Annotated in this window: 23 protein-coding genes and 4 pseudogenes; 11 read left to right on the forward strand and 16 right to left on the reverse strand. The window is 37.4% G+C overall.

All coding sequences use genetic code 11. The annotated features are described in order from the left end of the window. The first annotated feature begins 9 nt into the window (after positions 1–9). From G6053_RS13375 to G6053_RS13395, 5 genes and pseudogenes are all read left to right on the forward strand, one after another. Complete coding sequence (locus tag G6053_RS13375; protein ID WP_165306739.1) at positions 10–225, forward strand: hypothetical protein; 216 nt, start codon at positions 10–12, stop codon at positions 223–225. A 102-nt stretch (positions 226–327) separates the two neighbouring features. Continuing rightward, positions 328–801: pseudogene (locus G6053_RS13380) on the forward strand (PD-(D/E)XK nuclease family transposase); the annotation flags it as partial. Between the two features lie 65 nt (positions 802–866). Next, positions 867–1,216: pseudogene (locus G6053_RS30760) on the forward strand (transposase); the annotation flags it as partial. Between the two features lie 258 nt (positions 1,217–1,474). Next, complete coding sequence (locus tag G6053_RS13390) at positions 1,475–2,296, forward strand: hypothetical protein (protein ID WP_165306742.1); 822 nt, start codon at positions 1,475–1,477, stop codon at positions 2,294–2,296. A gap of 225 nt (positions 2,297–2,521) precedes the next feature. After that, positions 2,522–3,235, forward strand: coding sequence for a PoNi-like cognate immunity protein (locus tag G6053_RS13395; RefSeq protein ID WP_165306743.1), 714 nt, complete (start codon positions 2,522–2,524; stop codon positions 3,233–3,235). A 110-nt stretch (positions 3,236–3,345) separates the two neighbouring features. On the opposite strand, the gene G6053_RS13400 is transcribed toward G6053_RS13395, so the two are convergent. Continuing rightward, on the reverse strand, positions 3,346–3,516 hold the full coding sequence (locus G6053_RS13400) for a hypothetical protein (RefSeq protein ID WP_206531938.1): 171 nt from the start codon (positions 3,514–3,516) through the stop codon (positions 3,346–3,348). A 249-nt stretch (positions 3,517–3,765) separates the two neighbouring features. Here G6053_RS13400 and G6053_RS13405 point away from each other — a divergent pair, with 249 nt between their 5' ends. Continuing rightward, positions 3,766–4,812 carry an Rpn family recombination-promoting nuclease/putative transposase gene (locus tag G6053_RS13405; protein ID WP_165306744.1) on the forward strand — a complete coding sequence of 349 codons (1,047 nt, stop codon included), beginning with the start codon at positions 3,766–3,768 and terminating at the stop codon, positions 4,810–4,812. 66 nt (positions 4,813–4,878) lie between these two features. Here G6053_RS13405 and G6053_RS13410 read toward each other — a convergent pair whose 3' ends face one another. Next, the gene (locus G6053_RS13410) at positions 4,879–5,115 is read right to left on the reverse strand and encodes a hypothetical protein (RefSeq protein ID WP_165306745.1); all 237 of its coding nucleotides are present in this window, start codon (positions 5,113–5,115) and stop codon (positions 4,879–4,881) included. Positions 5,116–5,444: 329 nt separating this feature from the next. Here G6053_RS13410 and G6053_RS13415 point away from each other — a divergent pair, with 329 nt between their 5' ends. Continuing rightward, entirely contained in the window at positions 5,445–6,278 is an 834-nt protein-coding gene (locus G6053_RS13415; RefSeq protein ID WP_165306746.1) for a hypothetical protein, read from the forward strand. Positions 6,279–6,860: 582 nt separating this feature from the next. Here G6053_RS13415 and G6053_RS13420 read toward each other — a convergent pair. The 4 genes from G6053_RS13420 to G6053_RS13435 all read right to left on the reverse strand — a co-directional run bounded on the left by G6053_RS13420 (position 6,861) and on the right by G6053_RS13435 (position 10,467). After that, complete coding sequence (locus G6053_RS13420; RefSeq protein WP_165306747.1) at positions 6,861–7,361, reverse strand: hypothetical protein; 501 nt, start codon at positions 7,359–7,361, stop codon at positions 6,861–6,863. 1 nt (position 7,362) lies between these two features. Further along, the gene (locus tag G6053_RS13425) at positions 7,363–8,184 is read right to left on the reverse strand and encodes an SDR family oxidoreductase (RefSeq protein WP_206531939.1); all 822 of its coding nucleotides are present in this window, start codon (positions 8,182–8,184) and stop codon (positions 7,363–7,365) included. An 18-nt stretch (positions 8,185–8,202) separates the two neighbouring features. Further along, on the reverse strand, positions 8,203–9,804 hold the full coding sequence (locus tag G6053_RS13430; RefSeq protein WP_165306748.1) for an aldehyde dehydrogenase family protein: 1,602 nt from the start codon (positions 9,802–9,804) through the stop codon (positions 8,203–8,205). Between the two features lie 81 nt (positions 9,805–9,885). Beyond that, positions 9,886–10,467, reverse strand: a complete 582-nt coding sequence (locus tag G6053_RS13435; protein ID WP_165306749.1) for a TetR/AcrR family transcriptional regulator — start codon at positions 10,465–10,467, stop codon at positions 9,886–9,888. 239 nt (positions 10,468–10,706) lie between these two features. On the opposite strand from G6053_RS13435, the pseudogene G6053_RS13440 reads away from it, so the two are divergent. Then, positions 10,707–11,093 (forward strand): annotated as a pseudogene (locus G6053_RS13440) (IS481 family transposase); the annotation flags it as partial. 303 nt (positions 11,094–11,396) lie between these two features. Here G6053_RS13440 and G6053_RS13445 read toward each other — a convergent pair. Beyond that, positions 11,397–11,846, reverse strand: a complete 450-nt coding sequence (locus tag G6053_RS13445; RefSeq protein WP_165306750.1) for a hypothetical protein — start codon at positions 11,844–11,846, stop codon at positions 11,397–11,399. A 24-nt stretch (positions 11,847–11,870) separates the two neighbouring features. Further along, positions 11,871–12,107, reverse strand: a complete 237-nt coding sequence (locus G6053_RS13450) for a hypothetical protein (protein WP_165306751.1) — start codon at positions 12,105–12,107, stop codon at positions 11,871–11,873. 135 nt (positions 12,108–12,242) lie between these two features. Between G6053_RS13450 and G6053_RS13455 the strand changes: the two genes are divergently transcribed. Beyond that, positions 12,243–13,412, forward strand: coding sequence for an IS4 family transposase (locus G6053_RS13455; RefSeq protein ID WP_165305913.1), 1,170 nt, complete (start codon positions 12,243–12,245; stop codon positions 13,410–13,412). A 130-nt stretch (positions 13,413–13,542) separates the two neighbouring features. On the opposite strand, the gene G6053_RS13460 is transcribed toward G6053_RS13455, so the two are convergent. From G6053_RS13460 to G6053_RS13500, 8 genes and pseudogenes are all read right to left on the reverse strand, one after another. Then, the gene (locus tag G6053_RS13460) at positions 13,543–13,893 is read right to left on the reverse strand and encodes a hypothetical protein (protein WP_165306752.1); all 351 of its coding nucleotides are present in this window, start codon (positions 13,891–13,893) and stop codon (positions 13,543–13,545) included. 132 nt (positions 13,894–14,025) lie between these two features. Then, positions 14,026–14,394, reverse strand: coding sequence for a hypothetical protein (locus G6053_RS13465; RefSeq protein ID WP_165306753.1), 369 nt, complete (start codon positions 14,392–14,394; stop codon positions 14,026–14,028). 149 nt (positions 14,395–14,543) lie between these two features. Then, positions 14,544–14,897 (reverse strand): hypothetical protein, encoded by a 354-nt coding sequence (locus tag G6053_RS13470; RefSeq protein ID WP_165306754.1) that lies wholly within the window; start codon positions 14,895–14,897, stop codon positions 14,544–14,546. Between the two features lie 126 nt (positions 14,898–15,023). Continuing rightward, entirely contained in the window at positions 15,024–15,497 is a 474-nt protein-coding gene (locus G6053_RS13475; protein WP_165306755.1) for an SMI1/KNR4 family protein, read from the reverse strand. 7 nt (positions 15,498–15,504) lie between these two features. Next, complete coding sequence (locus G6053_RS13480; protein WP_165306756.1) at positions 15,505–16,104, reverse strand: hypothetical protein; 600 nt, start codon at positions 16,102–16,104, stop codon at positions 15,505–15,507. Positions 16,105–16,151: 47 nt separating this feature from the next. Beyond that, positions 16,152–16,618: pseudogene (locus G6053_RS13485) on the reverse strand (transposase); the annotation flags it as partial. A gap of 1,095 nt (positions 16,619–17,713) precedes the next feature. Next, the gene (locus G6053_RS13495) at positions 17,714–18,403 is read right to left on the reverse strand and encodes a HEAT repeat domain-containing protein (protein WP_165306758.1); all 690 of its coding nucleotides are present in this window, start codon (positions 18,401–18,403) and stop codon (positions 17,714–17,716) included. A gap of 269 nt (positions 18,404–18,672) precedes the next feature. Further along, the gene (locus tag G6053_RS13500; protein WP_165306759.1) at positions 18,673–19,278 is read right to left on the reverse strand and encodes a helix-turn-helix transcriptional regulator; all 606 of its coding nucleotides are present in this window, start codon (positions 19,276–19,278) and stop codon (positions 18,673–18,675) included. A gap of 868 nt (positions 19,279–20,146) precedes the next feature. On the opposite strand from G6053_RS13500, the gene G6053_RS13505 reads away from it, so the two are divergent. Beyond that, on the forward strand, positions 20,147–23,503 hold the full coding sequence (locus G6053_RS13505; RefSeq protein ID WP_165306760.1) for a SusC/RagA family TonB-linked outer membrane protein: 3,357 nt from the start codon (positions 20,147–20,149) through the stop codon (positions 23,501–23,503). A 24-nt stretch (positions 23,504–23,527) separates the two neighbouring features. Beyond that, positions 23,528–24,886 carry a RagB/SusD family nutrient uptake outer membrane protein gene (locus G6053_RS13510; RefSeq protein ID WP_165306761.1) on the forward strand — a complete coding sequence of 453 codons (1,359 nt, stop codon included), beginning with the start codon at positions 23,528–23,530 and terminating at the stop codon, positions 24,884–24,886.

Below are 24,886 nucleotides of genomic sequence, written 5' to 3' on the forward strand. Positions count from 1 at the left end.
GAAAAAGCAATGGCTGAGGGGAAAGCCGAGGGTATTGTTCAGGGGAAAGCTCAAGGTGAAGCTATAGGAAAGGCTAAGGGAATTGCAGAGGGGAAAGCCAAAGTAATAAAAAACCTGTTGTCTTTGGATAAGTTTTCGATTTCGGATATAGCCGAACTGGCGAACGTCACTGTAGAGTTTGTAAAGCAAATCGAGGCAGAGGAGAAGGATACTAAAGGAAAATAAAGCATATTACAATATAGGGTTTTAAGGCTACTTGGATACTATCCAAGCGGCCTTTTCCTTTTTATAGGATAATTTGGTGTTTTATGATACGAAGGATTTGGTTTTATTTACTTGCAATTGATTAATTTTGTGAAAAGCGAAGCGGAGTTGTCAACTGATCTTGACATGGTATTTTATATGTTAAAGCATCTGTCGACGCTGAAGAAACTACCGAAGATCATGGACAGTTCAATTTTCCAACGTTTTTTTCGTCTGGCACGCTACGCAAAGTTATCAAAGGAGGATCAGGCTATGTATGACATCAGTTTAAAGCGCAAATGGGATGCAGAGGTTGTTCGTCAATGGCAGATTGAGGAGCAAGAACGTAAAATTGCAGAAGGCATGGAGAAGGGGTTGGCAGAAGGAATGGAGAAAGGAATGGAGATGGGCATGGAAAAAGGATTGGAGAAGGGATTGGCAGAAGGGGAGCGTAAGAAATCTATTGAGGTTGCTCGGGAATTGAAAAAGGAGGGAGCTGCATTAGAATTGATTATACGCTGTACCAAACTTACCGCCGAAGAGATCGAGAAGCTCTAGATAGAGGGAGTGTAAAGGCTGAAAATACTGAGTATGTCGATAGGGTTATTCCTGCTGTGACCGAGTGGCGCAACCGTCCCTTGAGCCTATTTATCCCTTTATTTTCCTTGACTGTATACACTTTAAAGTAAGAGAACAGCTCTGTTCAGAGCCGTGCGGTTTATAATATCCTGGGCATTAATAGAGAAGGTAAAAAGGCGAGCTCAGACAGCGTGGTGTGGAAGATATTCTTGTCGCCTGTGTTTACGGACTAAAAGGCTTTCCAGAAGCTATTGAATCTGTTTATCCTAAAAAACAGATTCAGTTCTATATTGTACACCAGATCCATACGAGTCTTCGTTACGTTATTGGGTGAATTTCCACTTATTTTGAGTATCCACCAGAGATAAGACGAGCAATTTACACAACTAATGCGAAAAGCAATGCACTGGCAGGTCAGGAAAAGTGACTAGTATACGCTTTCACTTCAAACAATTCTTGGATGTCGAGCCAAAATTCAGATATTCCCATCTGATATAACCTAGTTCTAGATGGTATACTTCCTTGTGCCATTTACATCATTCAACTGCCCTTAATGATTTTTTTAATTATATTGCTTGAACCAATGAGGGGGGGCATCATTTAAAGATAATATCTCTAAAGAGTTGGGCAAAAATTTATAAAGGTAAAACTAATGAAAAAACCAATCATACTATTTTCAGGAGAATCGCTTTGCTGTTCAACATCAATAACTATAAGAAAATTAACAATACTCCTTTTCACAACCGTCTTTTTTCTTCAATGCTGCGGAAGCGGAACGGTGAAGAAAGCAACAGAGACACCAAGTCAAATAACAAAAGCTGCTGAAAAAAGCAGCACGGATATTGATACAAGTGTTGAAAATAAAGACAAGTTAAAAATCAAATATTCTGAACATAAAAATCTTCTTGATATTTTGACAAAGCTGCCTACACATACAATGGAAAGCTGGAAATGGAGTGAGAGCGAACGGATTAAATTTGTGAAATTCATACAGAAAAATGATTTTGCATTGAGCTCATCTCCTTATTTTTCAAAATTTTCTTTAATTGGAGCAAATACGATAGGAATACAAGTTGTGGACGGATATTGGACGTTAGCAATTTATAAGATAAAAACCAATAATTATATCGCAATAACAGACGATATTGTAGGAGACGGAAATGATTTACACGCATTTGAATATAAAGACGGACAATTAAGCGAAATTAACTTTGTGAATTTGTTTGACAACAACTTTTTTTCCAACTTATTGATAAATGACAAAGATGAATGCGAGGGTTTATTAGAAGACAGCTTAATTGGGTTTGAATACGATTTTAGCCAAACTACAAATATAGTAATCAGCAACTCAAGTTATTTGAAAGAACGAGAACATCAAAATTGTCTGAAAGGAAATACGATGAATTACAAATTTAACTCGGGTACGAAAAAATTCGATTTAACAGCAACCTATTGGAAAAAAAGCAGAGAATGAAAAACAATTTGTTTACTATAGGAAATTTATTCCGGAGCAGCAATCATTCAAGGCGAAATAGACCATCCCGAGGTTGCATGCACGAAAATGTGCGAATTAGTTAATCAAGGAAATTTGATGACCCTTATCGGTGATGCAGCCTATTTAATGCCACCCAATGGTGAGAGCGTCAATCTGTCCATTTTAATTTAAAGATTGTCAAAAACTACGTTAGGGAGTAATTTTATGAATACAAGAGGCAAATTAAACTCCAGAGAAAATTTTATGGAGATTATCACTAGACAAAATGAGTATATCGAAGAGGAGTTAGAGGACCTATCAGGATATGGCTCGGAGGATACAGAAGAAATCTCTGAAACATATAAAAATTTAAGCAAATACTCAGTGGATAATATGGTCGCCACATATTCCGCAGGTGAGGCCATATCTAAGATCAAAGAAGAATATATCAGAACACTAGAATATTTTACACATTATTGGGAGCAAGCCAGTAGCTATGTTCAGATGGTTTGGATGCTTTCAATCGGAATTATGCTAAATATTGAACAAAAAGATTTCTTTAAACTTGTAGAATGTGTTAAAAATGAAAACCTTAACGATTATCTAGTTGACTTTTTAATAGGTAGTAGAGTGGAAAACTGGTCAGTTCATAAAAGTTTTAAATTTTCTAAACCATACAAAGCACTTACGGAAGTAATTGATTTGGCTAAAAGCGATAAAGATGAAGCTTTAAAACATTTAATAACTTATTTACAAAAAGATTGGTATAAAGGACATTCGGACACCGGATGGTATGATGCACATAAATCTAAATGGAATATTCATACCGGATATTGGAGTTTTGAGAGCGGCGTGCTGGTAAAAGTTCTAGGTTTAGATGATAGTAGTTTGAAAGATCAGCAGTATTATCCTTATGATTTGGTTCATTGGAAAGATTAACCAACATGGAGAAATATGTGACGATTTTAAAGAGTTTTGTGTGATCCTATAGATTATCAGCAGCACAGCCCAATCTTTGTCCGATTGGATTTTGTTGTTTTAAAGTGTTTCTAGTCTTCAATGGAGAGATTATTTTTGTAGAAATTCTGATAGGAGGGGAGCACAAGTAGGTGCGGATAATATACCACCAGATACCCATCGGAAATGGCATTTCCGAGCCCCACTAATGTAGTACCATCCCAAGCAGTAACCAAAGAATGCGAATTTGAGAGGGCTTTCATTAGTAATTCTGCTTTTTTGGCTGAACTGGGAGTGTAAAGCGAACTGTCACATCACCGAAAGCCTTAATTCTATCTGCGAATTTAATATGTAATTGTTGCGTTGTCAAACCCCAATTTAGAATAGGCATAGTCCATTTCTTTGATATATCTTTAATGGTCAGGTAAAGGAGTTTTTAGCTAATTATTTTAGTATTTATAGGTTTTAATTGTTATATTTGCTTATATATAACCAGTAGACTAAATAATATTATGGATAATTTGGATTTTAGTAATCATCCTGATTTTCAGGATAAGCCCGTGTTTATCGATCCTACGGTTGATATTGGCTTCAAGATTCTGTTTGGGGACAAGCGGAATCTGCTGAATTTTCTGAACATCATTTTTCAGGGGAGAAAAGAAATCGTTGACCTTACCTACCGCAATACGGAACGAATAGGGCGTGGTGAAGAGGCTGGAACGGTCATATTTGATCTTATCGTAGAGACCACCACCGGCGAAGAAGTGATTATCGAGATGCAGACGAGCAATCATAGGAACTTTAAAAAGCGTATGCTGTACTATGGGTGCAATGTAGTTTCTGAGAAAGCGCCACGGGGCAACCGAGCAGGATGGGGGTATGACATTCCGGAGGTTTATACCATTGTTGTTATGGACAATTTTAAGATGCAGGGCGTGGACGATGGCTGTTATTTTCACGATATTTGCCTGTGTGACAGGGGTGATGGAAAAATATTTTACGAAGGATTTGGTTTTATTTACCTGCAATTGATTAATTTTGTGAAAAGCGAAGCGGAGTTGTCAACTGATCTTGACATGGTATTTTATATGTTAAAGAATCTGTCGACGCTGAAGAAACTACCGAAGATCATGGACAGTTCGATTTTCCAACGTTTTTTTCGTCTGGCACGCTACGCAAAGTTATCAAAGGAGGATCAGGCTATGTATGACATCAGTTTAAAGCGCAAATGGGATGCAGAGGTTGTTCGTCAATGGCAGATTGAGGAGCAAGAACGTAAAATTGCAGAGGGCATGGAGAAGGGGTTGGCAGAAGGCATGGAGAAAGGAATGGAGAAAGGAATGGAGAAAGGAATGGAGAAAGGAATGGAGAAAGGCATGGAGATGGGCATGGAAAAAGGATTGGAGAAGGGCATGGAAAAAGGATTGGAGAAGGGATTGGCAGAAGGGGAGCGTAAGAAATCTATTGAGGTTGCTCGGGAATTGAAAAAGGAGGGAGCTGCATTAGAATTGATTATACGCTGTACCAAACTTACCGCCGAAGAGATCGAGAAGCTCTAGATAGAGGGTAAAGGGGAGTGAAAAGCAGCCTTTTCCTTTTTAAAGGATAATTTGGTGTTTCTTGATCTACCTACCAGGTCGAACGGGAAGTCCTCCTCCGCCACCAACTGTATTGGGAGGGCCGTTATCTGGGGGGTAAACGACAACTTCCTCAAGCTCATTTGCATAAGGTAAATATTCGTCGCTGCCATCATTATATAGAATATACCAAAAAAATGGAGAGACCCAGTCATCAGTAATTTCAAAAGGAAAGTCACATGCGGTAATTTGGGGATTGAACATGAGTCCCTGAGGGCATTCCATTTTGACTTGTTCAACAATTTCTCGTCCAGTAGTATCAATAGTATTTGGAGTTGGCATAGAAGCATTATTCCAGAGAAAAAGGAAAGGCGTTTGGTGAAATGTTAAATTTTAATCTTGATGCAAAAGAAAATATAATTTCGCTGTATGCCGAGAACTGTGAAAGATGTTCAAGTATCAGAAAACAGGATGATGTATCTGCGGTAGAGGGGGCGTTTGAGACAAGAATTGTAGAAGGAAGAATTAGTGACGCACCACAGCCATGCCCAAAAACTCCTTAAAAATGGAAGCTAGTTTTCAAATTTTGCATAAAATTAAAACAGAATAATTCGATGGAATTGTTAAAGAAAATTGTAGATAAACTAAATATAGATATAAATCTCCAAGATTTAATTTTTAAAAGGGTAGCCATACCATATCATGACGATTATAATTCTGTTGATCAATATTGGTATCAGCATCCTCCTTGTCTGATTCCTTTATTTTTGGGCTACGGCGCATCGTATAAAGGGATCATTAATCATTTTTTTATTGACAGAAAAAATACTTTTGTGGAATTAGATTTAGAATATGGTTCTATAGTTGAAACTGCATTTAATTTTAAACAACTCTCCGTATACCTGATTTTACCAATGATTATGTCTGATGAAGGTCTTACCGATGAAATAATTGAATTTGCTGGCAAAATAAATTTTAATGAATACCAGGAATTGGATGATTTTTCTAATAAATATGGAGATAATACGGATTATTTTGATGAATTAGTTTATTTCAAAAATAATTTGCCCCTAAATATAATTAAAGATATGAGAACATATAAGGGGGATTTTCCCTCTTCATATGACAATCTTAATGAATCTCAAGTTATAAACTCATGCTTGTTTGAAATTTCACCATCTGCATATGAAACTATAAAGAGTAGGGTTAATACACCAAAATGGTTAATTAAGGAGACAGATAAAAAACAATTGTTTGAAAATTATATATTAAACAACCAATTGAAGGAAGCATGGCTCACATTAAATAGTAAGGGTTGGTTACTAAAAGATGTTGCTGAAGGTTTAGAAACATTAAAAGCTAAAACTAACGATGAACTCTTTCAGTTGGTAGCGGACAACTGGATTATGGGTTGGAAAAATTCTGCTTTCTTAAATGGCAATTATTAGAAATATCAAATTATAAACTTTTTCGTAAAGAAGTAAAATTTTACTAAAAAACAACCTTTTCATCAACAATAATATTTCTGCTAATAAAAAGTTTTATTTACCTTTGTACTATGACAAAAACAAATAAATCGGATTTGGTTTTGTATTACCGATCTTGCTAAACTTTTCTTTTAATTGTAGCATTTTTAAACTGATTGATTCTTATTCTGTAATAGAATATTCTTCGATACAAAAAGTGAATAATCTTGACTGTCAGTAATTTAATTCACCACGAGGGGTAAATAGGGTTTTAATTTTTTCCAACTATTAATAACGATAATAAAGTTACAAATATTCTGAAACCAAACCAATTATAATAGAAAAATAAATAATTCACCTTCTCAACTGTACCTTAAAATTTGTATCAAAAATTTTAGGGACAAATAAATACCAAAATGACGAAATATTTGTTAAGATGTATCGAATGTTTCCCCTAAAAATCTTGTGCTATTTTTTTAATATCTTGCGTTAAATAGAATTTTTAATTCTTTTGGAAAATTTTTTGAAATCGTTATCATACGCTATTTGCCAATAACAGAGTTCTCAATTCACCTTATCAAGTCGTGAAACATTTTCAAAACAATGGGTTAATCGGCTGTGTAAAAATGTCTCTATCAATAAAAATCCAACGAATAAACAGAATAATCCGAGAATAAGCCCTTTGTAATATTCTTTTACAGTAAATAAAAAAATAAGTACAGAAAGAATGAGCAAAGCACTCCAAACAATTTTTAGAATAATGTAAATTTTATGGTCGGATTGAGCTTTACCTAAGGCCATTTTTACTGTTTCTTTTGGGTTATGCCGGTATTGTTCTGTCACCGTATTGAGGTGTTTTGCTCTGGAATAGGTAAGAAAACTTCCATACCCCAGAGAAGCCGCTGTTAGCAGGCAAATAGGAATGAACATCCCCTTTAATAAAGGATTTTCATATTTGAATCCAAATAGCAGGCACAGCACTAAAATAAGTCCTATGCCTACCATTATTTTGCCTTGCAGCGCATCACCTTTTGTCCATATACTAAGTTCCTGCAAAAATTCCATATTATAAACCCCAGTTTTGTTTGATAAGGGATAAGTAACTGTCATCATCCAACTGTTTACGGGCTGCGATAATTTCTTCGGCATCAGCCCCTGCGATGTAGCGCATTTGTTTTTTGTTGTCGGTAGCGGCTTCATAGATTTTTTCAGCCACAACAATTGCCTCTGAAGCTCCACTTCCTGCCTGCTGTATTGCAATCATTACTTTTTCCAGAAATGGAGCATATTCAGTCTGTGATGGATCTATATTGAGGTTCTTCATCACGGTATCCTCAAAATTAGTGTTGATCATTCCTGGCTCAATTAATTTTACCTTGATTCCAATAGGTTCAAGTTCAAAAGATAGCGCTTCACTGAGTCCTTCCACGGCAAATTTTGAACCATGGTACAAGGTGCCAAGAGGCAAGGTAATTTTACCACCCATGGAAGAAATATTTATAATAATTCCTTCCTGCTGTTTTCTCATGATCGGGATTATGTTTTTGGTCACAAGTAAGGTACCGATCACATTGACATCAAACTGCATCCGCATTGCCTGTTCAGGTGTAGCCTCCAGGATACCATAGGAACCATATCCTGCATTGTTGAGGAGCACATCAATTTTTCCGAACCGCTCAACGGCTTGTTGTACTGCAGATTGAATGGTATCTTCTTTAGTAACATCCAGTGCTATGACCTGTACATTATCTAAGCTGTTAAGCTCTGTATCTTGTTCCGGATTAGAGCGGACAGTGGCAGCCACATTCCACCCTTTTTGTTGGAAATGTTTGGCAGTAATGCGTCCAATGCCACTGCTGCATCCAGTGATAAATATTGTCTTTCTCATAATTATATCAATAAAAATTTAAAAATCTTTTTTTCTTAAACCATCAATTACGGCTGTTCCAGCCATTTTTGCCAAGTTCGTCCAAGTGGGATCCATAGAGTAGCTCGCCATGTTTTTAGCAAGATGGTCAAAAGCCTTTTGATTGGTACGGAGCATATGTCCCGGAGATACAAATTTGTCGTAAACAATTGATTTTTCAATGTTCTCAAATCCCAACAGATTTCCGAAATTACCGGAACCGGATACCATTTCCTTACCCTGCTCATTTCCTCCCCAAGTCAGATATGGGCTTAAAAATACAATTACAGGAATAGTATTTACTGCTATCCCTCCATATTTCAGATGGGTTACTGCCGTGTCTAATTCATTCTGATGGGCTTTTTTAGTGTCTTCATCTATGAGAAGCATGCATCCCAATGAGCCCAGCAGCTTATCATTACAGAATGCTGTAGCTCTCGGTAAAAAGTCTTTGGCATTAGCCGGGACATCTAACGGTACTTCATTCATAATCTGGCAAAATGCTTCATTTTGTGTAGCATAACTGTCTTCTTCACAGTCTGTAATGAGCATAAAATCTGCATGCTTGAATCTTCCGTTTTCAGGTTTTAAGATTTCTGCATTCGGATAGGCTTTCTTGAAACCTTCCTCTGCTTTATCTGTGCCCGGATAATAGGCACCGGCAGCTGGAGTATCTTCAGAAATAGCCTTTCTCAGTGCATTTAAAAATTCATTTCTCTGTTCCCAGTGTCTGGAAGTAACCAGTGTCTGCGGACGGCCGCATACAGCACCCCCATTAAGTTTGGCAACTGTAGCAATCTGATTGGCCTGATGTTCCATTTCTTTTTTTGTCCAGAGTCTGTCACCGGGAACTATAATGCAGGGGTTATTTCCGCCGCACTCTGCTACCATGGGAGTACGGGTATTGCTCATAATTGCTTTTGCCGTACCTGTTCCGCCTGTGAAGTAAATAGCCGTTAGACCCTCAATTGTTGTAAGCTCCTTTCCCTGGTCTGCTGAAACAAAACGCAGGGCTCCAAAATCGATAACAGGCTGGAAAATCTTTTCCCAGATCATATCGGTTTCTTGGTTAAGATGATGCGGCTTGTGGATAGCAGCTTTGTTATCATAGAAAAGAGCTTTTACCATTTCAACTGATGAACTGTAATTTCCGGCTCCCAAAATGGCAGTTACCCCAGCTGGCTTTTCTAAAGGATTTACCTGCTTCGGAGTGCCTTTTACACGCAAATGTCCGCTTTGTGTTCCGTTTAGCACTTTATCCTTGGCATCCATTGGGAATACATGTACATCATAGGTGTCATCATCCACTTTGGTAATATGCAACGGTCTTGGCATTTCACCCTTTGCAATAGATTCGTAAAGGTGGATGCAGGCCGAAACATTTCCTGCTAATGCAACTGCCGTTGCAAATACTGATTCGGCATGTGTGTAAATGTCTTCACCCATAAGGGTGTTTTTCATTTTCTGATCAGAGGCGCCCAAATCGTCTGCATACTTTTTCAGGTTACTCTGTACTTCTTCCAGTAGATGTAGTTTTTCCACTACTGAAGTTTCTGCCCATTTCTTAGGGTCTAACTGATTAAAAGCTTCTTGTGCTGTCATTTTAATTTTTTTTAAATCATTATTAATTAATGATATCCACTTTTAAATGAATATTCATTCAGTTTTTGTATTAAATTTTTTTTACGAAATAGCTTTCCATATTCTTTCAATATTTTGGTCTATCATATGTTCTGTAACCTCAATATTATCCTTGAGCTGTACCTGAACCAATGCAATTACAGCATTATAAATAAACCGGATTAACAATATAATATTAATAGGTTTAAATGATCCGTTCTCAAGTCCCTCTGCCATAATATCTACAGACTGCTGATAATGTGTTCTTCCCAATTCTGTAATTTCTTTTGATATATATGGTGAATAATTAAGTGTATTCACAACAAAAAAATGAGTAGGATTGTTTACATAATAATGATGTACTTTTCTGCCTAAGATAAAAAAACGATCCTTGTAAGAGGCTTTCATCTCTGCGTCAGAAAGATCAATTGCTTTACCGAATGATTCTTGAATATGCAGAAATAACCCTTCAACTAATTCATCCTTACTTTTAAAATGTAAATACATTGTTCCTACGGCAACTCCCGATTCTTTTGAAAGTTGTGCCATTGATGTCTGCTGGAGACCTTGTTCGGAAAATAACCGTAATGCTGTCTCTACAATCTTAGTTTTTTTTTCTACTTTCTCTCCCTCCATAATTTTCATAACTGAATGTTCATTCATAACAAATTTAAAAAAATTTATGAATACTCAATGATATTTATTTTTTTATTGCAACTGTCATTAAAAGAGATTGTTAATTTGATAGAAAATAGTAAATTATGGCAATGCTGCTTGGTTCGAAACCTTTGATTATTGCGTTTTACCTCAGTATTATTCTTAAATTTAGAAGTGATAAAGTTGGCTAATAGACAACTGTAACAATACTAAGTTTGCGGTTTTAAAGAGTTGTAGCTCTGGAAAGAGCTAAAGAAGAGAAAAAGGCACACGGGGAGATAGAAACTCATCATCCCGGATATCTAGGTGCTCAGGATACATACTATGTCGGGAATATTAAGGGAGTTGGACATATATATCAGCAAACTTTCATTGATACCTATTCCAAAGTCGCTTTTACAAAGCTGTATGATCGTAAGAATGCATTAGTTGCTGCAGATATGCTAAATGATCAGGTCGTACCATTTTTCGAGAAACATGACTTAATGTTGTTAAGGATATTGACAGATCGAGGAACGGAATACTGCGGGGTAAGAGACCAGCATGAATATCAGCTCTATTTAGCCATCGAAGATATAGATCGCACAAAAACCAAAGCAAAAAGTCCTCAAACAACACTAAAAGAAGATCAACTTGTTACTTATCCGGTGCAAGAAAATAAGCAATAAGTTGAATCTATAGATTTTGCGGAAACATTACTATATTCGAATAGGCAATCTGACAATTTTTAAAAACAACCAACTGTCAGATCAAGTAGTGGCTATTACACATTAGAATATCAAGCATCTCATGCATAATCTGGATCATATGCACCCAAATTCCGGCACAATCTCTGTTTTCAATCGCTTCAAGGACGAGCATGCCGTTGAATTTTCCAGTTTCGTCTTACTATTGCAAACCCCTTGTTAATGGCAGTTTTATTTTTCTGTATAATATTTTTCTTTTAAATATTCTGTTTTTTGAATGTCACAACCTACTACAAATACTCTGTATGCAGGTCTGTCTACTCCGTAATAAGGTATTTTATCTTCAAAAAATTCTATATTCATTTTTTGTAGTTCGCTTTTTAGTTCTGTAATTTTATTTACGTCGATTGAAAAGCCAATACAATGTTTCTTTGCCCATTTATCAGACTTAATTAGATTAAAAGCGTACTCTACTATTTCATTTTCTGAATTGAAGTATTTTAAGTTATCTCTTTTTCCACGTTCCGCGTAATACCAAATAAAAAGTCCACCTGATTTGTCAATTCCAAAACCTTCATAAATACTGTTTCCGTTTATTGAATAACTGTTGAAATTGAAACAATTTTCGCTCATCCAATTTTCAAGTTCAATTTCTGTTTTTGGTAAATAGTTACTACCCATTGGTCAATTTTTGTACGTAAACGGTCACAACTCAATTTCTTTTTTTAGTTTTTCAAACCGGCAATTAAAATACATTTTGAAGAAGTGTTTTACATCTTTCCAATTGTCAAGTTTGGTTTGTCTTTGTTCGTCTTGATTTTCTCCATAAACAAAAAACAAATCAAAGTTTTTGTGAACTTCAAGAACAAATTCATTTTCTAAATGTCCAGCCCAAAAAGCTCCGTGCTCTTCATCCAAACGAGTCGCCCAACCTTTTTCCATCCAAACGTTTGTTGTAAAGGCACAATTTTCAAAAATACAATTTCTATCAGTACCGTCCTAAACGTGATTTAAAAAGTGGTGGTGAATGATATAGCATGGAATGCTATATTTAGTTCGCTAAAACAAATCACCACCATGGTAAATATAAACGTATTTTCTCAGATTCTCTCGCTTATCGACCGCGATGGTTTCAATTTTTTGGTACGTAAGCATGATTCAGACAAACACCACAAAGGGATCAATAGCTGGACACATTTGGTAAGTATGCTTTTCTGCCATTTATCGTCTGCAGATTCGGTTAGAGACATCAGCAACGGCTTGCGGAGCACGACGGGCAATATGCAGCATATGGGTATCAGCAGGGTACCCAGTAAGTCCAATCTATCCTACATGAATGCGCATCGTAAGCATGTGTTGTTTCGTGACCTTTATGTACGGTTATTGGACATCCTCTGGCAGAAGCAGACGCATCTTCGCTCAGAACTGCGCATGTTGAAACGCAAAGTGCTGTTGATGGATGCCACAGTGATCCCGCTTTGCCTTTCGGTGTTTGATTGGGCAAGGTTCCGAAGTGCCAAAGGTGCGATTAAACTACATACGATACTGGATTACGATGGCTGTATGCCCAGCTTCGTGCATATTACCGATGGCAAGACACATGAATCCACAGTGGCAAAGGCCCTATCCTTTCCCAAAGGATGTGTGTTGGTGGTCGATCGGGGCTATGTCGATTACGCCTGGATGAACGTTTTGGACAGCAAGGGCTGCTTTTTCGTAACAAGGAGCAAATCCAATATGAAATATACGGTATTGAAGTCTTGGCAAAGCGATGAACTGAAAGAAGCTGGGGTAATTGAAGATCAAGTTGTTGCCTTGGATAGCCTCTCAGCAGCTCGGTACGGAAATAAGAAGATGCGTCTTGTCCGGGTTTGGGACAGTATCAAAAATGTGGAATACGAGTTCCTGACCAATCATTTTCAATGGAAGGCGGCCACGGTAGCTGCACTTTACAAAGAGCGCTGGGAGATCGAGACGTTCTTTAAACACCTCAAGCAGCGGTTGAAGGTCTCCAGTTTTGTAGGCACCTCTGAGAATGCCGTTTACATCCAGATCTGGACAGCGCTGATCGGGATACTACTCTTCAAGTACATTCAAAAACGGGCGAAATATAGCTGGAACCTATCCAATCTGGTGAATTTCATAAGGCTGAATATCTTTGTGAAGATTGATTTGTGGAAATGGGCCGATGACCCATTTATTTCGGGTAAACCACCCGATCAAAATGGACAGTTTAACCTATTCTGAAACGCAAAGGGAGGGTCAAATCCGAAAGTATCAACAAAATCTGCATGGAAACAACAGTAGATAGGGATTTTTATGGCCTTAAAATTTATTTAGGACGGTACTGAATTTCTATAAACTGTAAAACGAAATCTTAATTTTTAATAATTCCTTTTTTCTTTAATATCAATCCCAAGATGGCTAACCCTACACCCAAAACAGAAACAACATAACCCGCATTTTTCATAAACCCATTGCGAATAAAATAAGGCAAACCATTACTGTCGATAAACTGTGTAAATCTATTTAGCTCAATTTCATGTGTATCGGCGATCTCATAATAGTAGATGTCTATTTTGTCTCCAACTTTTAGGTCGTCAATTGTGTGCTCCGTTTGGATACTATTCGGTTCGTATATTTCAAATACATAAGGGTAGGTATCTATTTTGAGATATCTGTATTTGCCATGGTTGTTATGCGGATGGCGGTCGTACTCTAATGCCAAATATTCGATTGTCCCTTCTGATTTTGTATAGTCAGATTTTTCTTTTGTGTTAGCAATAACTATATAGCCCAGCTGCTATAGTTATAATTGCGGCAATAATAAGTTTGCTAAGTTGCATGTCAAGAGTGATCGTTAATTCTCCTCAGCTTTTTTCATAACGTAAATAATACCAGAAGTTCCGCCTGAGCCATTATAGTTATCCGTTAAATCGAAAGTATTGACTAATTCAAATCCAATCTTCGACATATAATTCAATACGGCGGCATAAGATTTTTTATTGGTCAATATTTCGGACAGCTTTTCGCCATCCGCGATCTGCTCATCCGAATCTCCTAGATCAACTTTCACCTTTAGTTTTTTTGATAGGAATTTTCCTTCTACTCGTATATACGCATAAGAATAACTATTTTGTATCTTAGCTACAGCGTTAGTAGGATAATGTGCTGAACTACTATTTAGACAACAGACGGTAAGAAAAGTGATTAAAAGTAATTTATACATAAACGATTTTTTTATTAGGCTATAATGTAAATTTATAACATACGAAGTAAGTCATAAAATTTGATAAACATTTGCGTGTCTGCAACTTTCAGCTCGTGCAATTGATAATCAATATAATTTACTTACCCGTCCATAATTTAAGATTTGGATCACTCTTGTAAAAAATCTTTCAGCTCTTCTTTCAGCTGAAGGTAATGTTTCATTTTTTGTTCTCTGATTTCTTCTTCGGAGAATGGCTTATATGTTGAATTCGGTCCATCAAAGCCGTCATCGATAACTTCCACTAAGATCTTATCACCAACTTTGAGTTGCCCACCGAACCAATTGACATGCACACCCAGATCACTATCAAGTCCGCTAACCTGCATATATAACCCCCCACTGTCATCTTTCCGATGGACTGAGTCAATAATGCAATTGACCACATAGTTCTTTTTTGAGATACCTGCTCTTGTTACTTTGTTCCCGTTCAAGGATACTTCAAAGCCATAGCTCTTTTCCATATTCAATTAGTGTATAGTTGATCCAATCAATATTTAAAATTTACATTCAATGCCCTACAATTCAGCTTTAATGGTCACCACCGGAATAGATCCACATTGGCTCGGTCTGCCCCGCACGAGAGAATCTCATTCATAATCCGCAATATCCCATTCTGCTTCATGATCCCAAAAATAAATCTTACCATTATCATTAAGTGATATAAGTATCAGATTACCCATTCCATCATCACCGAGTGGAACAAATTTATTAGGAATTCTTTCTTTGTAAGTATTGATATTTTCAAAAATATCATAAGCATTCCCTCTTCCAGAATCACGAGCGAAAAAAGCACCCAGCATTGAACCATTAAAAGAAAAATTTGGTTGCTCAGATTCAGGAGAGTACACATATTCTGCCGTGGGTGAATATGGTTTAAATTCAACTTCATCCTCAAAATCACAGATTCCATATTTCAAAAGAAAATCCTTTACTTCCTGAGGTATTTTACCATTAACAATAGTTTCTATTTTAGATATGTCTTCGTTTTCTAATTTAGTAGAATGTTCAGGGAATAGCTCGCGCATTCCTCCTAATCTTAAAATTTCATTATTGTAGCTCATTCATACTCTAAGTTGATTGTCCGAAATATAAACCACCGCATTCATTAATGTTTATATTTTTTTTAATAAAAATATATCCGATTGCATCAGCTAAGAAAAGTATGTTCTTGTAATCATCCGGGAAGTTACCTGCATAAAATTGCATAAAAAAATCATACTCCTCAAATTTCATTTCCTCCTGTAAAAAATTAGCTTGCCCACCCCAAAAGGTTTCTTCATCTTCATTTCCACTTTCAGTAATTTCATAAGGAGGTATTTCGTATTCTGAAAGATTGATGCCGTTATTTTCTTTCGTATGATAAATAACAGTTGTATTGTTTTTAATTATGTCTAATTCTTCATCATCTATCGTATTATAAATAACCTTATCTAAAAAATATGAGCTTTTATCCTGACTGTATGTGCTGAAAACTGAAAAAAAAGTATTATTTTCTAAAGTTATACCTAATATCCTCGATACAAGCTCAGATGGTAAACAAAAAACTAAAGTCATAAATTTACCGGTTTCGTCTTTTGGCCATAAGTTGCTAGATATGAAAGACTTGCCTCCAATTCTTGCTGACTTGGAATTTACTTCGGTTTGTTTTTTAAATTCTATATTTTTCATGTTATTAATGATGAATTTTTGCTTTTTGTTGGTATCCGTCCTACGAACTACAGGTTAGCTGATTTTTTGAAGTTCTGCGGATACAGATCCTTTTTATTTTTATGATTTATGGTTGCTATATTCTGTAAGACGTATTTTAACCATTGAAAAGGATTTACTTCATGTTTTTTGCATATAGCGAAGAATGAGTAGATCATTGCGGATCGCTGTGCTGCCTCATGACTTCCTGCGAACAGCCAATTTTTGCGTCCCAAACAACAAGGTCTGATGGCATTTTCGATTTGATTATTATCAATGAGCAGATTTCCATCATACAAATATGCTGACAGGGCATCCCAACGGGCATATGCATACGTCATTGCTTTACCGATCTGACTTTTTGGGAGCGTGTTCTTTATTTCCTGGAAGATCCATTTTCCCAGTTCGTTGATAACAGGTAGCCAAGTTTAGTCAGTACTTTAGTAAATAGGTCACTTTCAGGAAATTCAAACTTTAGCTTCTGGAGTTGATTTATATTCAAGCGCATCAGTGGGTGCGTGAATTCTTTGGGATTTTCTAATCCTATTTTCTTTCTTACTGCCAACCATGTTAAGATTTCAAAAGCATAAACAAACCACGCAGAATCTCCGAATTGGATCTCGGGTGAAGTTTCCTCGTCCTCATAAGTAGCGTTTTCCAAATGAAAGTCACATAATTTAGTAACAATATGGTCGACCAATTGAAGATCATTTGTATTCCAATTTTCTATTGCTGCTTGATAATCTCCCATATCTTCAGGGTAATTAAAGCCCGAAAGATCAGACTCAATATTAAATCCTCTATTTACCATTTCAACAATAAACCAGGATGCAGACTTTATTTCCCATCCTCCTTCCAACACATCTGTTGAAAAAGCATTATTGATCATGCGAATAAGAATTTCGGTCTCATTATACCAATTTTGCAGTAGACAGTTTGCAAGCCAGTAAGTGGCTCTGTCAAAAGACAAAGATGGTGGGTTACCCGGGTATAATTCAGCAAATTTATTTGTTAAAAACAAAATGTGATAGCCATTGGCTGCTGCGGTCTCCCTATATTCTGATTTTCCATCAACTAACATTTCGTATACAAAATGATTGGTATACCAGTTGTCAAGTGACTCAAATCCATTCAGAATACTTTTGGGAACTTTTACTTCATTTAATTTTTCTTCTATTTTAGCCACTCCATATGTTGTATAATCTTCAATGGATATTGGATTTTGAACCCATTCTTTTAATTCAGCTATTGCTTCGTTCTGCTTATTTTGCATTTGTTGCCCTATTTTTCTTCTAATTTAACCTTTTGTTGGAAATAGCAGTCAACAACGGTATATAAATCAATCCAATGATTGGCTAAATTCCCTGTTGTAGAAAGCTAATTGAATATAGTGGAACATATCTAGTCTATGTACTACCAGCTTACGAAATGAAAGCCATCTGGAATTTGCCAATTCGGTTTATCAATAGCAGATTTAATTAATTCTACACATTGATCATAATCACATTCTTTATGGAATGAGCCCCGTTTCTGTGGATCGGGAATATCCGCCATCCTTCGTCTGAGGCTGAATCATAATAGAATGTCCTAATCATAATAAATTAAGTTTTTTAATAATTTTATTTTTCGAACCAACCACGTTTCCTGAAATCTCTCCTGAATTAGGGTCTTCTTTCAGACCATATTTAATTTTTGTCAGGTCCTGGATTACAACAATGATTACAGCAATTAGCTGTTCATTTGATTCTGACTTTAACTTTTCATAAAGGAAAGGTAATATCATGTCTTTGGAAGCTGGAATTCTGAAGTATATCTGACGTAGTGCAGTGATCAGAAAACATCTAAGATCCAGGTCTTTTTCCGTTAAAAAATGACTTTGTAAAACATTTATCATGTCTGTATCTCCCAACCATCCAATTGTGATAATAGCCTTATATCTTAGGTCATAATTGTTACTGTCCAGATATGGAATTATATCGCTGAGATATTTCTTAGCACCGGATAATCCTAGAAGATGAATTACATTTGATTTTTTTGTTGTATCGTTTTCACTTTTAAGTTTTTCACTTAAAAAGTTCAAACCAGCTTCACCTCTTTTTAAGAAACCTTTTCCGAGAATTCTTTTTAGATCTTTATTCGGGGCGTCTTGGAACAATTGATAATGCTTTTCAATACCTCCATTACTGGTATCAAGAAGGAGCTGATTCAGAAAGTCATTATGTGCCTTGAAACTATCGGTTTCATTAGCTTTTTGATAGTTCAAATCTATATTATCATTCATTTTGTTAAGTTTACAATAAAAAATTGGAAAAAAGACACCCTAACTATTGTAAAATGACCTTTTAAGCTAATCTAAATCATTACAATCTCTGATCTAATACAAAAATAATTGGTTATGGATAAATAGGCGTATTACCATGAATCAAATTCATATTATTTTATATAGTACACGACAAATTGTAATCTTCCCCTAGCTAGCGACATCTAAAACCAAAAAAATTTCACTCATTTAAAACCTAGCCGTTTCTAGAGCTTTGTACAATTACAACTTTATTTCTTTTCTTCTTCCAATTCGCTATTTCGAATTAATTCCAGGATCTCTTCCTTCGTCATTTTCTCATATTCAGAAGCATAATCTCTATGTACAAAAATCTTTGGCGAACTTTTTTCGAAAAGCGAAACAATTATTTTGTTACGAGGAGATTTGCTAAGTAGACTCGTGATTTCGGTAAACTTCTTTTTCGTGAGTTTCTTATCCATTTGTGCATGGAGATGCTTCGCTGTAGTTGGCTTATTTAAATAACCTTCCAAGATAAGACGATCTAGTTCGTTTGCCAAGAGTCTATCTTTATCAATAGTCTTTTTTCCTATGGATTTTCTCCTTTTTAATACCTCTTCTATATTTTTTACAAGTACTTCTTTATCTGAAATTGGATAGTTTGGATTTGCAAAATCATAATACACTTGTCCAAAAAGATTTGCAATAGCTATCATTTTGCCAATCGTGAGACCAACTTTTCCGTTTAAAATATCATTCACATTATCTTTATTGGATTTAATTAATCGGGCAAAATCATTAATGTCCAAACCTGATTTTTTTAAGTACTTGGCTATCTGTTTCCCAAATTCAATTTTATATTTCTCCTCAATATTCATAATATAGACTATAATATTTTGTAAACTCTATTTAATTGTTTATCTTTGTTTAGCGATTGAAATTCATGGCTATATTGCCTTGATTGACGATGTTTTCTCGTGCCAAAAAGACCAAATTACCAATGAGGAGACCGTGAAATCGCCCTATGCTTAAAAAAGTTTTATACCTTTACATAAAGTTATAGGGTGGTTCTCACGTTAACTTCAGATGGTAACTATAAAGTAATTTATAGGAGGGTTGGTCCCCTTGGCTCTGGAGTTGTGAGGCCACCTTATTCATTATTGGCCATACATATATCCTAGGAGTAGCATCGTTCACATAAAACCAAAACAATTATGAGAACGAAACGAACAAACACCATCCATCATCCGCATTCGATCAGAGATCGCATGACGTGGTATTCCCGCAAATCACTTTTAAAGAACATATTTCGTGCGCCCGAATAGAGCGCACTTATCGAAAACAGGCTGTAAAGAGCATAGAAAGGGGAGGTGTTGACTTCTCTTACAAATGAAAAGGCGGCTGAACCTAGTTCAGTTTAATTTCCCTCTTTATATGTCTGTCACCGACCTATACATTTTAATGATTGCACAAAAAGGTAATATTGGTCAATGATACAGCTTGATTTGAACTTGCACCTTAAAATTAAGCAAATTTTCATTGAGTCCAAACTTTTTACCATTACTTTTTATTGTAATACAATAGTATGCTATGGGTCGGTTTGTCTTTTATTCCGGTAGGAAGCGCCATAATTATTCCTAATCAATGCCTAGTAACCGTTTTGACGGCGCTTTTCGGATAAGCTAATTCTTTATTGTTGGATCAGCACTAGCCATAGTTATGGCCTTTGCACAACACATTTTTAACATGCAAAAATTTTGCAACGGGGAGCGTATTGCCTATTTATTGGGAGCTGTCAGTAAACAGGCTCTTAATATTTTAAATGATTTTATTTGCCTCTCAAAGGCATTAAAGAATATAAAGGCTTCATTATTTGTGGTCTTTATGTTTTCTATGTTTAGTTTATCGGCTCAGACGCCCCGCAAGGACAGCGGGGCCAATGGGTCTTTAACGGTATCTGGTACAGTGGTTTCGGTACTGGATGGTAAACCGATACAGGGCGTATCGGTTCGAATCGAAGATGAAAAGGGGAGAGCATCCACCAAAAGTGATGGCTCTTTCTCAGTACCCGTATTAGCTTCTAAAGGAAGTGTCGAGTTTAGCTGTGTCGGTTATAAGCCCTTAACGATGCCATATTCTGTTGGTGTATCATTATCAGTAAAATTGATGCCATTGGAGAATCAACTGGAAGAAGTGGAGGTCGTTTCCACGGGCTATCAGAAGATCCCCAAGGAAAGGGCAACGGGAAGCTTTGAGTTCGTGGACAATAAACTATTCAACCGGAAGGTATCCACGGATTTTGTGAGCCGTCTGGAGGATGTGGTGCCGAGTATCTCAGGTTTGAAATTCTTTTCCGAAAATAAAGGGAGATTGCTTAATATCAATATCAGGGGACTGAGTACACTTAATTCAGAAAGCTGGCCCTTGGTCGTTATAGACGGCATCCCATATCCTAATAATTTTGACCTGCTCAATGGGAATTTTATGAATATCAATCCCAATGATATCGAAAATGTAACTGTATTGAAAGATGCAGCCGCGTCATCCATATGGGGTGCGCAATCAGGGAATGGTGTTATCGTAATCACGACCAAGCGTGGTAAATATAACCAACCTATACAACTTGATTTTAACGCCAACCTGACCATTGGGGAGAAGCCTGATCTCTTCTATATGAGACAGATGAACAGCTCTGATTACATAGACCTGGAAAGGCTCCTGTTTGATAAGGGATATTGGACATCACGCATCAAGCGCTACAATGGTAATATGAGCCCTGTCATCCAACTGCTGAAGAAGTTTAAAGAAAATAGCATTACCGAACAAGACCTCGAAAAGGAGCTCGACAGACTAAGGGGCTTTGATTCAAGGTATGATTATTCGAAATACATGTACAGGCCATCTGCCAGCCAGCAATATAGCCTACAGATGCGGGGCGGCGGCGAAAACCTGAATACTATGTTTTCCCTTGGCTACGATAAGAACCTGGAAAACTTGGTAACTGCTTCTTACGATAGGTTTACCCTTAAAAACAATACCCAATTTAATCCCGTAAAAAAACTTACAGTTGATATAGGTCTGACCTATACGGAATCTCATAATAAACAGAGCGCGATTCCGATGGGATACAATATGATGGCCAGAAACTACCCTTACATGCGCTTGGCAGATGATGCAGGTAATGCGCTGGAGGTCGATGCAATTGCTTTAAATCCGATATTCAGAGATACGGTAGCAGGCAGGAGATTACTGGACTGGCACTATTATCCATTAGATGAAATCAGCCAGACGCATCAGAATACCACCGTGCGGGAAACTTTTGCAAATATCGCTGCAGCTTACGAATTGCTCCCGTCACTGAAATTAAATGCCCTGTACGCCTATCAAAGGGCTTACCAACCTACGGAAACATGGCGTGGGATCGGGGCGGTACAACAACGGGAGTGGTTAAATTATCATACTTCATGGGATAAAAATGGCGTGACCTTTTATTATCCGGTAGGTGATTATCTGAACAAACTGCATCGTACAAATAAGGCCGAACAGGGGCGTGTTCAGCTGAGCTGGAGCGGGAAGTGGGAAGAAAGGCACCGCCTTGACGCGATAGCAGGTGCTGAGATCAGAACAGTGTCAAGTGATATGATTTCATCCATCTTTTACGGCTATGATCCAGAGTCACTTACTTTTCAGTCTGTGGAGTATGGCAAACGCGTACCTTACCTGAACGGGATAGCAGGATCAACCACCCTGATTGATTTTAGCCAGATTGAAAAATACCAAAACCGTTATGTTTCCTATTTTTCGAATGCGGCTTATTCCTATCAGGATAAGTATACATTGAGCGCAAGCCTGAGAAAAGATGCTTCCAATATGTTCGGCGTAAAATCCAATGACAAAGGGCAGCCTTTTTGGTCAGTCGGCGCTTCCTGGCTTTTATCAAATGAGTCTTTCCTGAAGAATTCGGTCTTTCAGCTATTGAAAGTCCGTGCAACTTATGGTTATAACGGGAATGTAAATAACAATGTGGCAGCCTATCCGATTATTTATCTGTCCACCTCGCCAAACTATGTGACCAACCAGAACTATGGAAGTATTCAATCTCCCCCTAATCCCAGATTGCGATGGGAACGGGTAGGGGTATGGAATTTTGGTGCGGACTTTAATCTTCTGGATAACCGACTGTCAGGTTCGGTGGAGTACTATATTAAGAAGCCCAAAGATCTGATCGCCGCCAGCGAAGTGGATCCAACGTCGGGATTTGGTTCATTAACGGTTAATAGCAGTAACCTGGATGGACGTGGCGTAGATATCACGGTGAATACCACACCTGTAAAAAGTACGCAATTTAGCTGGATGACCAATCTGGTATTTTCGTACAACCGGACAAAAGTAAGTAAATCCTACATCGCCAACAACGTAGCGCGCAACTATGTTGCCGGTATAGGCGCTTCCGTAATGACTCCGATCGAAGGAATGGATCTCTATAGCCTCTTGACATACCGTTGGGCTGGGCTTGATCCGGATAACGGTGCTCCACGGGGATATGTGAACGGTGAGATATCAAAAGACTACTCGGCTATCGTGTACGACACCAAGATCGATGATGTCGACAACCATGGTAGCCGGATGCCTCTGTATTTTGGAGCATTACGGAATACCTTCGCCCTAAAAGGATTTGAGCTATCCTTTAACATCGGTTTTCAACTGGGACATAAATTTTTAAGACGTTCATTCGACAATCAATTTTTTATTGATCAGGGTATAGGCCATGCGGATTATACGTTACGCTGGCAGAATCCCGGTGACGAGCTCAAAACTGATGTCCCCGCATTTAATTATCCAAATGCCTTGTTCTCATCCGATTTTTATCGTGCTTCTTCGGCCCTGGTCAGCTCGGCTAGCCAAGTTAAATGGAAAGATATCCAATTTAGCTGGCAATTGCCAAAAAGGGGAAAAATGCCAGTTAAAAGTGCACGGATCTATGCTTACGTCCAAAATATTTGTACAATATGGCGGGCTAATAAATGGGGTATAGACCCAGACTTTGGTACCAACATGCCGATTCCGCGGATGTATTCCATTGGTATAAATTGTGGTTTTTAAAATTTTTTAATAATAGATATAGCAATGAAAAATATTCAACTGTTATTTTTTATGTTACTGTTGCTTTGTATATCATGCAACAAGTTTCTGGACAAAAAGCCAAATCAGAAAATGGCAGTCCCCAAGACTTTAGAGCATGCAGATCTGCTGCTGAATGACTATACTACAATGAATATGTCCTATCCGGTATGGGGAAGCATTGCATCTGACGACTATTATGTGGACGCCAATAATTGGCAGTCACTTTCTGATCCAGATGAAAAGCAAGTCTATATCTGGTCCAATGATGATATTATTTCAGTGGTGCAGTGGCAAAATACTTATAAGGTTATCTATCAGGCCAACCAGGTACTGCAAATTTTGAAGAATCTGGATAATAGCAGATTTAAGGATGCAGCCTATGCGCGCGTTAAAGGTGGCGCTTATTTTTTTAGAGCGTTTGCTTTTCATCAGTTGGCGGTAGTTCATGCTGCAACTTTTACAGAAGAGGGGGCAACCAGATCCTTGGGTATACCGCTGCGGCTTGACCCAGATCTTGATCAAGCTTCCTTTAGAGCAACGCTTGAAGAAACTTACGGACAGATCGTGGCAGATTACAAAGAGGCAGCAGCCCTTTTACCTATAAGTGAAACAAAATTGGGGCGGCCGGCAAAAGCTGCGGCATATGCAGGTCTGGCTAGGGTTTATTTGGATATGCAGGATTATATGCGCGCATATGCTTATTCTGACTCGGCACTGAGACTGAATAGTCTGATCATGGACTTTAATGAACTCGATCCGGCTAGTTCACAGCCTATTGCTCGGTTTAATAGGGAAGTTCTTTTTTCCGCAACTACGGCATTTGCTTCCATCCTCAGTCAGACGAATTGTCGGGTAGACAGCATTTTGGTCAAAAAATATTTACCCGGTGATCTGAGGAAAGGTGTCTTTTTTCAGGCAGCCTCTGAAAATAACAATAGCTATTTATTCAAAGGATCATACGATGGTAGCGATGGTGGAATTTTTGTTGGCCTGACGACCGTAGAAAATTTACTGATACATGCCGAATCTGCCGTGAGAATAGGTAAGACAGCTGAAGCACTGTCGTCGCTAAACAAATTGCTGGAAAATCGTTGGTCACAGGGCGAATTTTCTCCGGTCACTGAAAACAATGTCGACAATCTGCTGCAAATAATTCTTTTGGAGCGACGAAAGGAGTTGCTATTCAAAGGGCTTCGCTGGGCTGACCTCAAGCGGCTGAATCTTGATCAACGTTTTAAAACGCCTTTAACGCGAACGATCAGCAACTTAACATATAAGTTGGAACCAAACTCATTGAAATATGCGGTCAAGATACCTAAAAAGGTGATTGACTATTCAGGAATGTCCCAAAATCCAAGATAA

It is taken from the genome of Sphingobacterium sp. DR205 (genome assembly GCF_011064245.1).
Lineage (GTDB): Bacteria > Bacteroidota > Bacteroidia > Sphingobacteriales > Sphingobacteriaceae > Sphingobacterium > Sphingobacterium athyrii.

What these genes read in the sequence shown, in the direction of transcription:
- G6053_RS13375 (WP_165306739.1), top strand. Translation starts at nt 10, where the DNA reads ATGGCTGAGGGGAAAGCCGAGGGTATTGTTCAGGGGAAAGCTCAAGGT.
- G6053_RS13390 (WP_165306742.1), top strand. Translation starts at nt 1,475, where the DNA reads ATGAAAAAACCAATCATACTATTTTCAGGAGAATCGCTTTGCTGTTCA.
- G6053_RS13395 (WP_165306743.1), top strand. Translation starts at nt 2,522, where the DNA reads ATGAATACAAGAGGCAAATTAAACTCCAGAGAAAATTTTATGGAGATT.
- G6053_RS13400 (WP_206531938.1), bottom strand. Translation starts at nt 3,516, where the DNA reads ATGAAAGCCCTCTCAAATTCGCATTCTTTGGTTACTGCTTGGGATGGT.
- G6053_RS13405 (WP_165306744.1), top strand. Translation starts at nt 3,766, where the DNA reads ATGGATAATTTGGATTTTAGTAATCATCCTGATTTTCAGGATAAGCCC.
- G6053_RS13410 (WP_165306745.1), bottom strand. Translation starts at nt 5,115, where the DNA reads ATGGAATGCCCTCAGGGACTCATGTTCAATCCCCAAATTACCGCATGT.
- G6053_RS13415 (WP_165306746.1), top strand. Translation starts at nt 5,445, where the DNA reads ATGGAATTGTTAAAGAAAATTGTAGATAAACTAAATATAGATATAAAT.
- G6053_RS13420 (WP_165306747.1), bottom strand. Translation starts at nt 7,361, where the DNA reads ATGGAATTTTTGCAGGAACTTAGTATATGGACAAAAGGTGATGCGCTG.
- G6053_RS13425 (WP_206531939.1), bottom strand. Translation starts at nt 8,184, where the DNA reads ATGAGAAAGACAATATTTATCACTGGATGCAGCAGTGGCATTGGACGC.
- G6053_RS13430 (WP_165306748.1), bottom strand. Translation starts at nt 9,804, where the DNA reads ATGACAGCACAAGAAGCTTTTAATCAGTTAGACCCTAAGAAATGGGCA.
- G6053_RS13435 (WP_165306749.1), bottom strand. Translation starts at nt 10,467, where the DNA reads ATGAAAATTATGGAGGGAGAGAAAGTAGAAAAAAAAACTAAGATTGTA.
- G6053_RS13445 (WP_165306750.1), bottom strand. Translation starts at nt 11,846, where the DNA reads ATGGGTAGTAACTATTTACCAAAAACAGAAATTGAACTTGAAAATTGG.
- G6053_RS13450 (WP_165306751.1), bottom strand. Translation starts at nt 12,107, where the DNA reads ATGGAAAAAGGTTGGGCGACTCGTTTGGATGAAGAGCACGGAGCTTTT.
- G6053_RS13455 (WP_165305913.1), top strand. Translation starts at nt 12,243, where the DNA reads ATGGTAAATATAAACGTATTTTCTCAGATTCTCTCGCTTATCGACCGC.
- G6053_RS13465 (WP_165306753.1), bottom strand. Translation starts at nt 14,394, where the DNA reads ATGTATAAATTACTTTTAATCACTTTTCTTACCGTCTGTTGTCTAAAT.
- G6053_RS13470 (WP_165306754.1), bottom strand. Translation starts at nt 14,897, where the DNA reads ATGGAAAAGAGCTATGGCTTTGAAGTATCCTTGAACGGGAACAAAGTA.
- G6053_RS13475 (WP_165306755.1), bottom strand. Translation starts at nt 15,497, where the DNA reads ATGAGCTACAATAATGAAATTTTAAGATTAGGAGGAATGCGCGAGCTA.
- G6053_RS13480 (WP_165306756.1), bottom strand. Translation starts at nt 16,104, where the DNA reads ATGAAAAATATAGAATTTAAAAAACAAACCGAAGTAAATTCCAAGTCA.
- G6053_RS13495 (WP_165306758.1), bottom strand. Translation starts at nt 18,403, where the DNA reads ATGAATGATAATATAGATTTGAACTATCAAAAAGCTAATGAAACCGAT.
- G6053_RS13500 (WP_165306759.1), bottom strand. Translation starts at nt 19,278, where the DNA reads ATGAATATTGAGGAGAAATATAAAATTGAATTTGGGAAACAGATAGCC.
- G6053_RS13505 (WP_165306760.1), top strand. Translation starts at nt 20,147, where the DNA reads ATGCAAAAATTTTGCAACGGGGAGCGTATTGCCTATTTATTGGGAGCT.
- G6053_RS13510 (WP_165306761.1), top strand. Translation starts at nt 23,528, where the DNA reads ATGAAAAATATTCAACTGTTATTTTTTATGTTACTGTTGCTTTGTATA.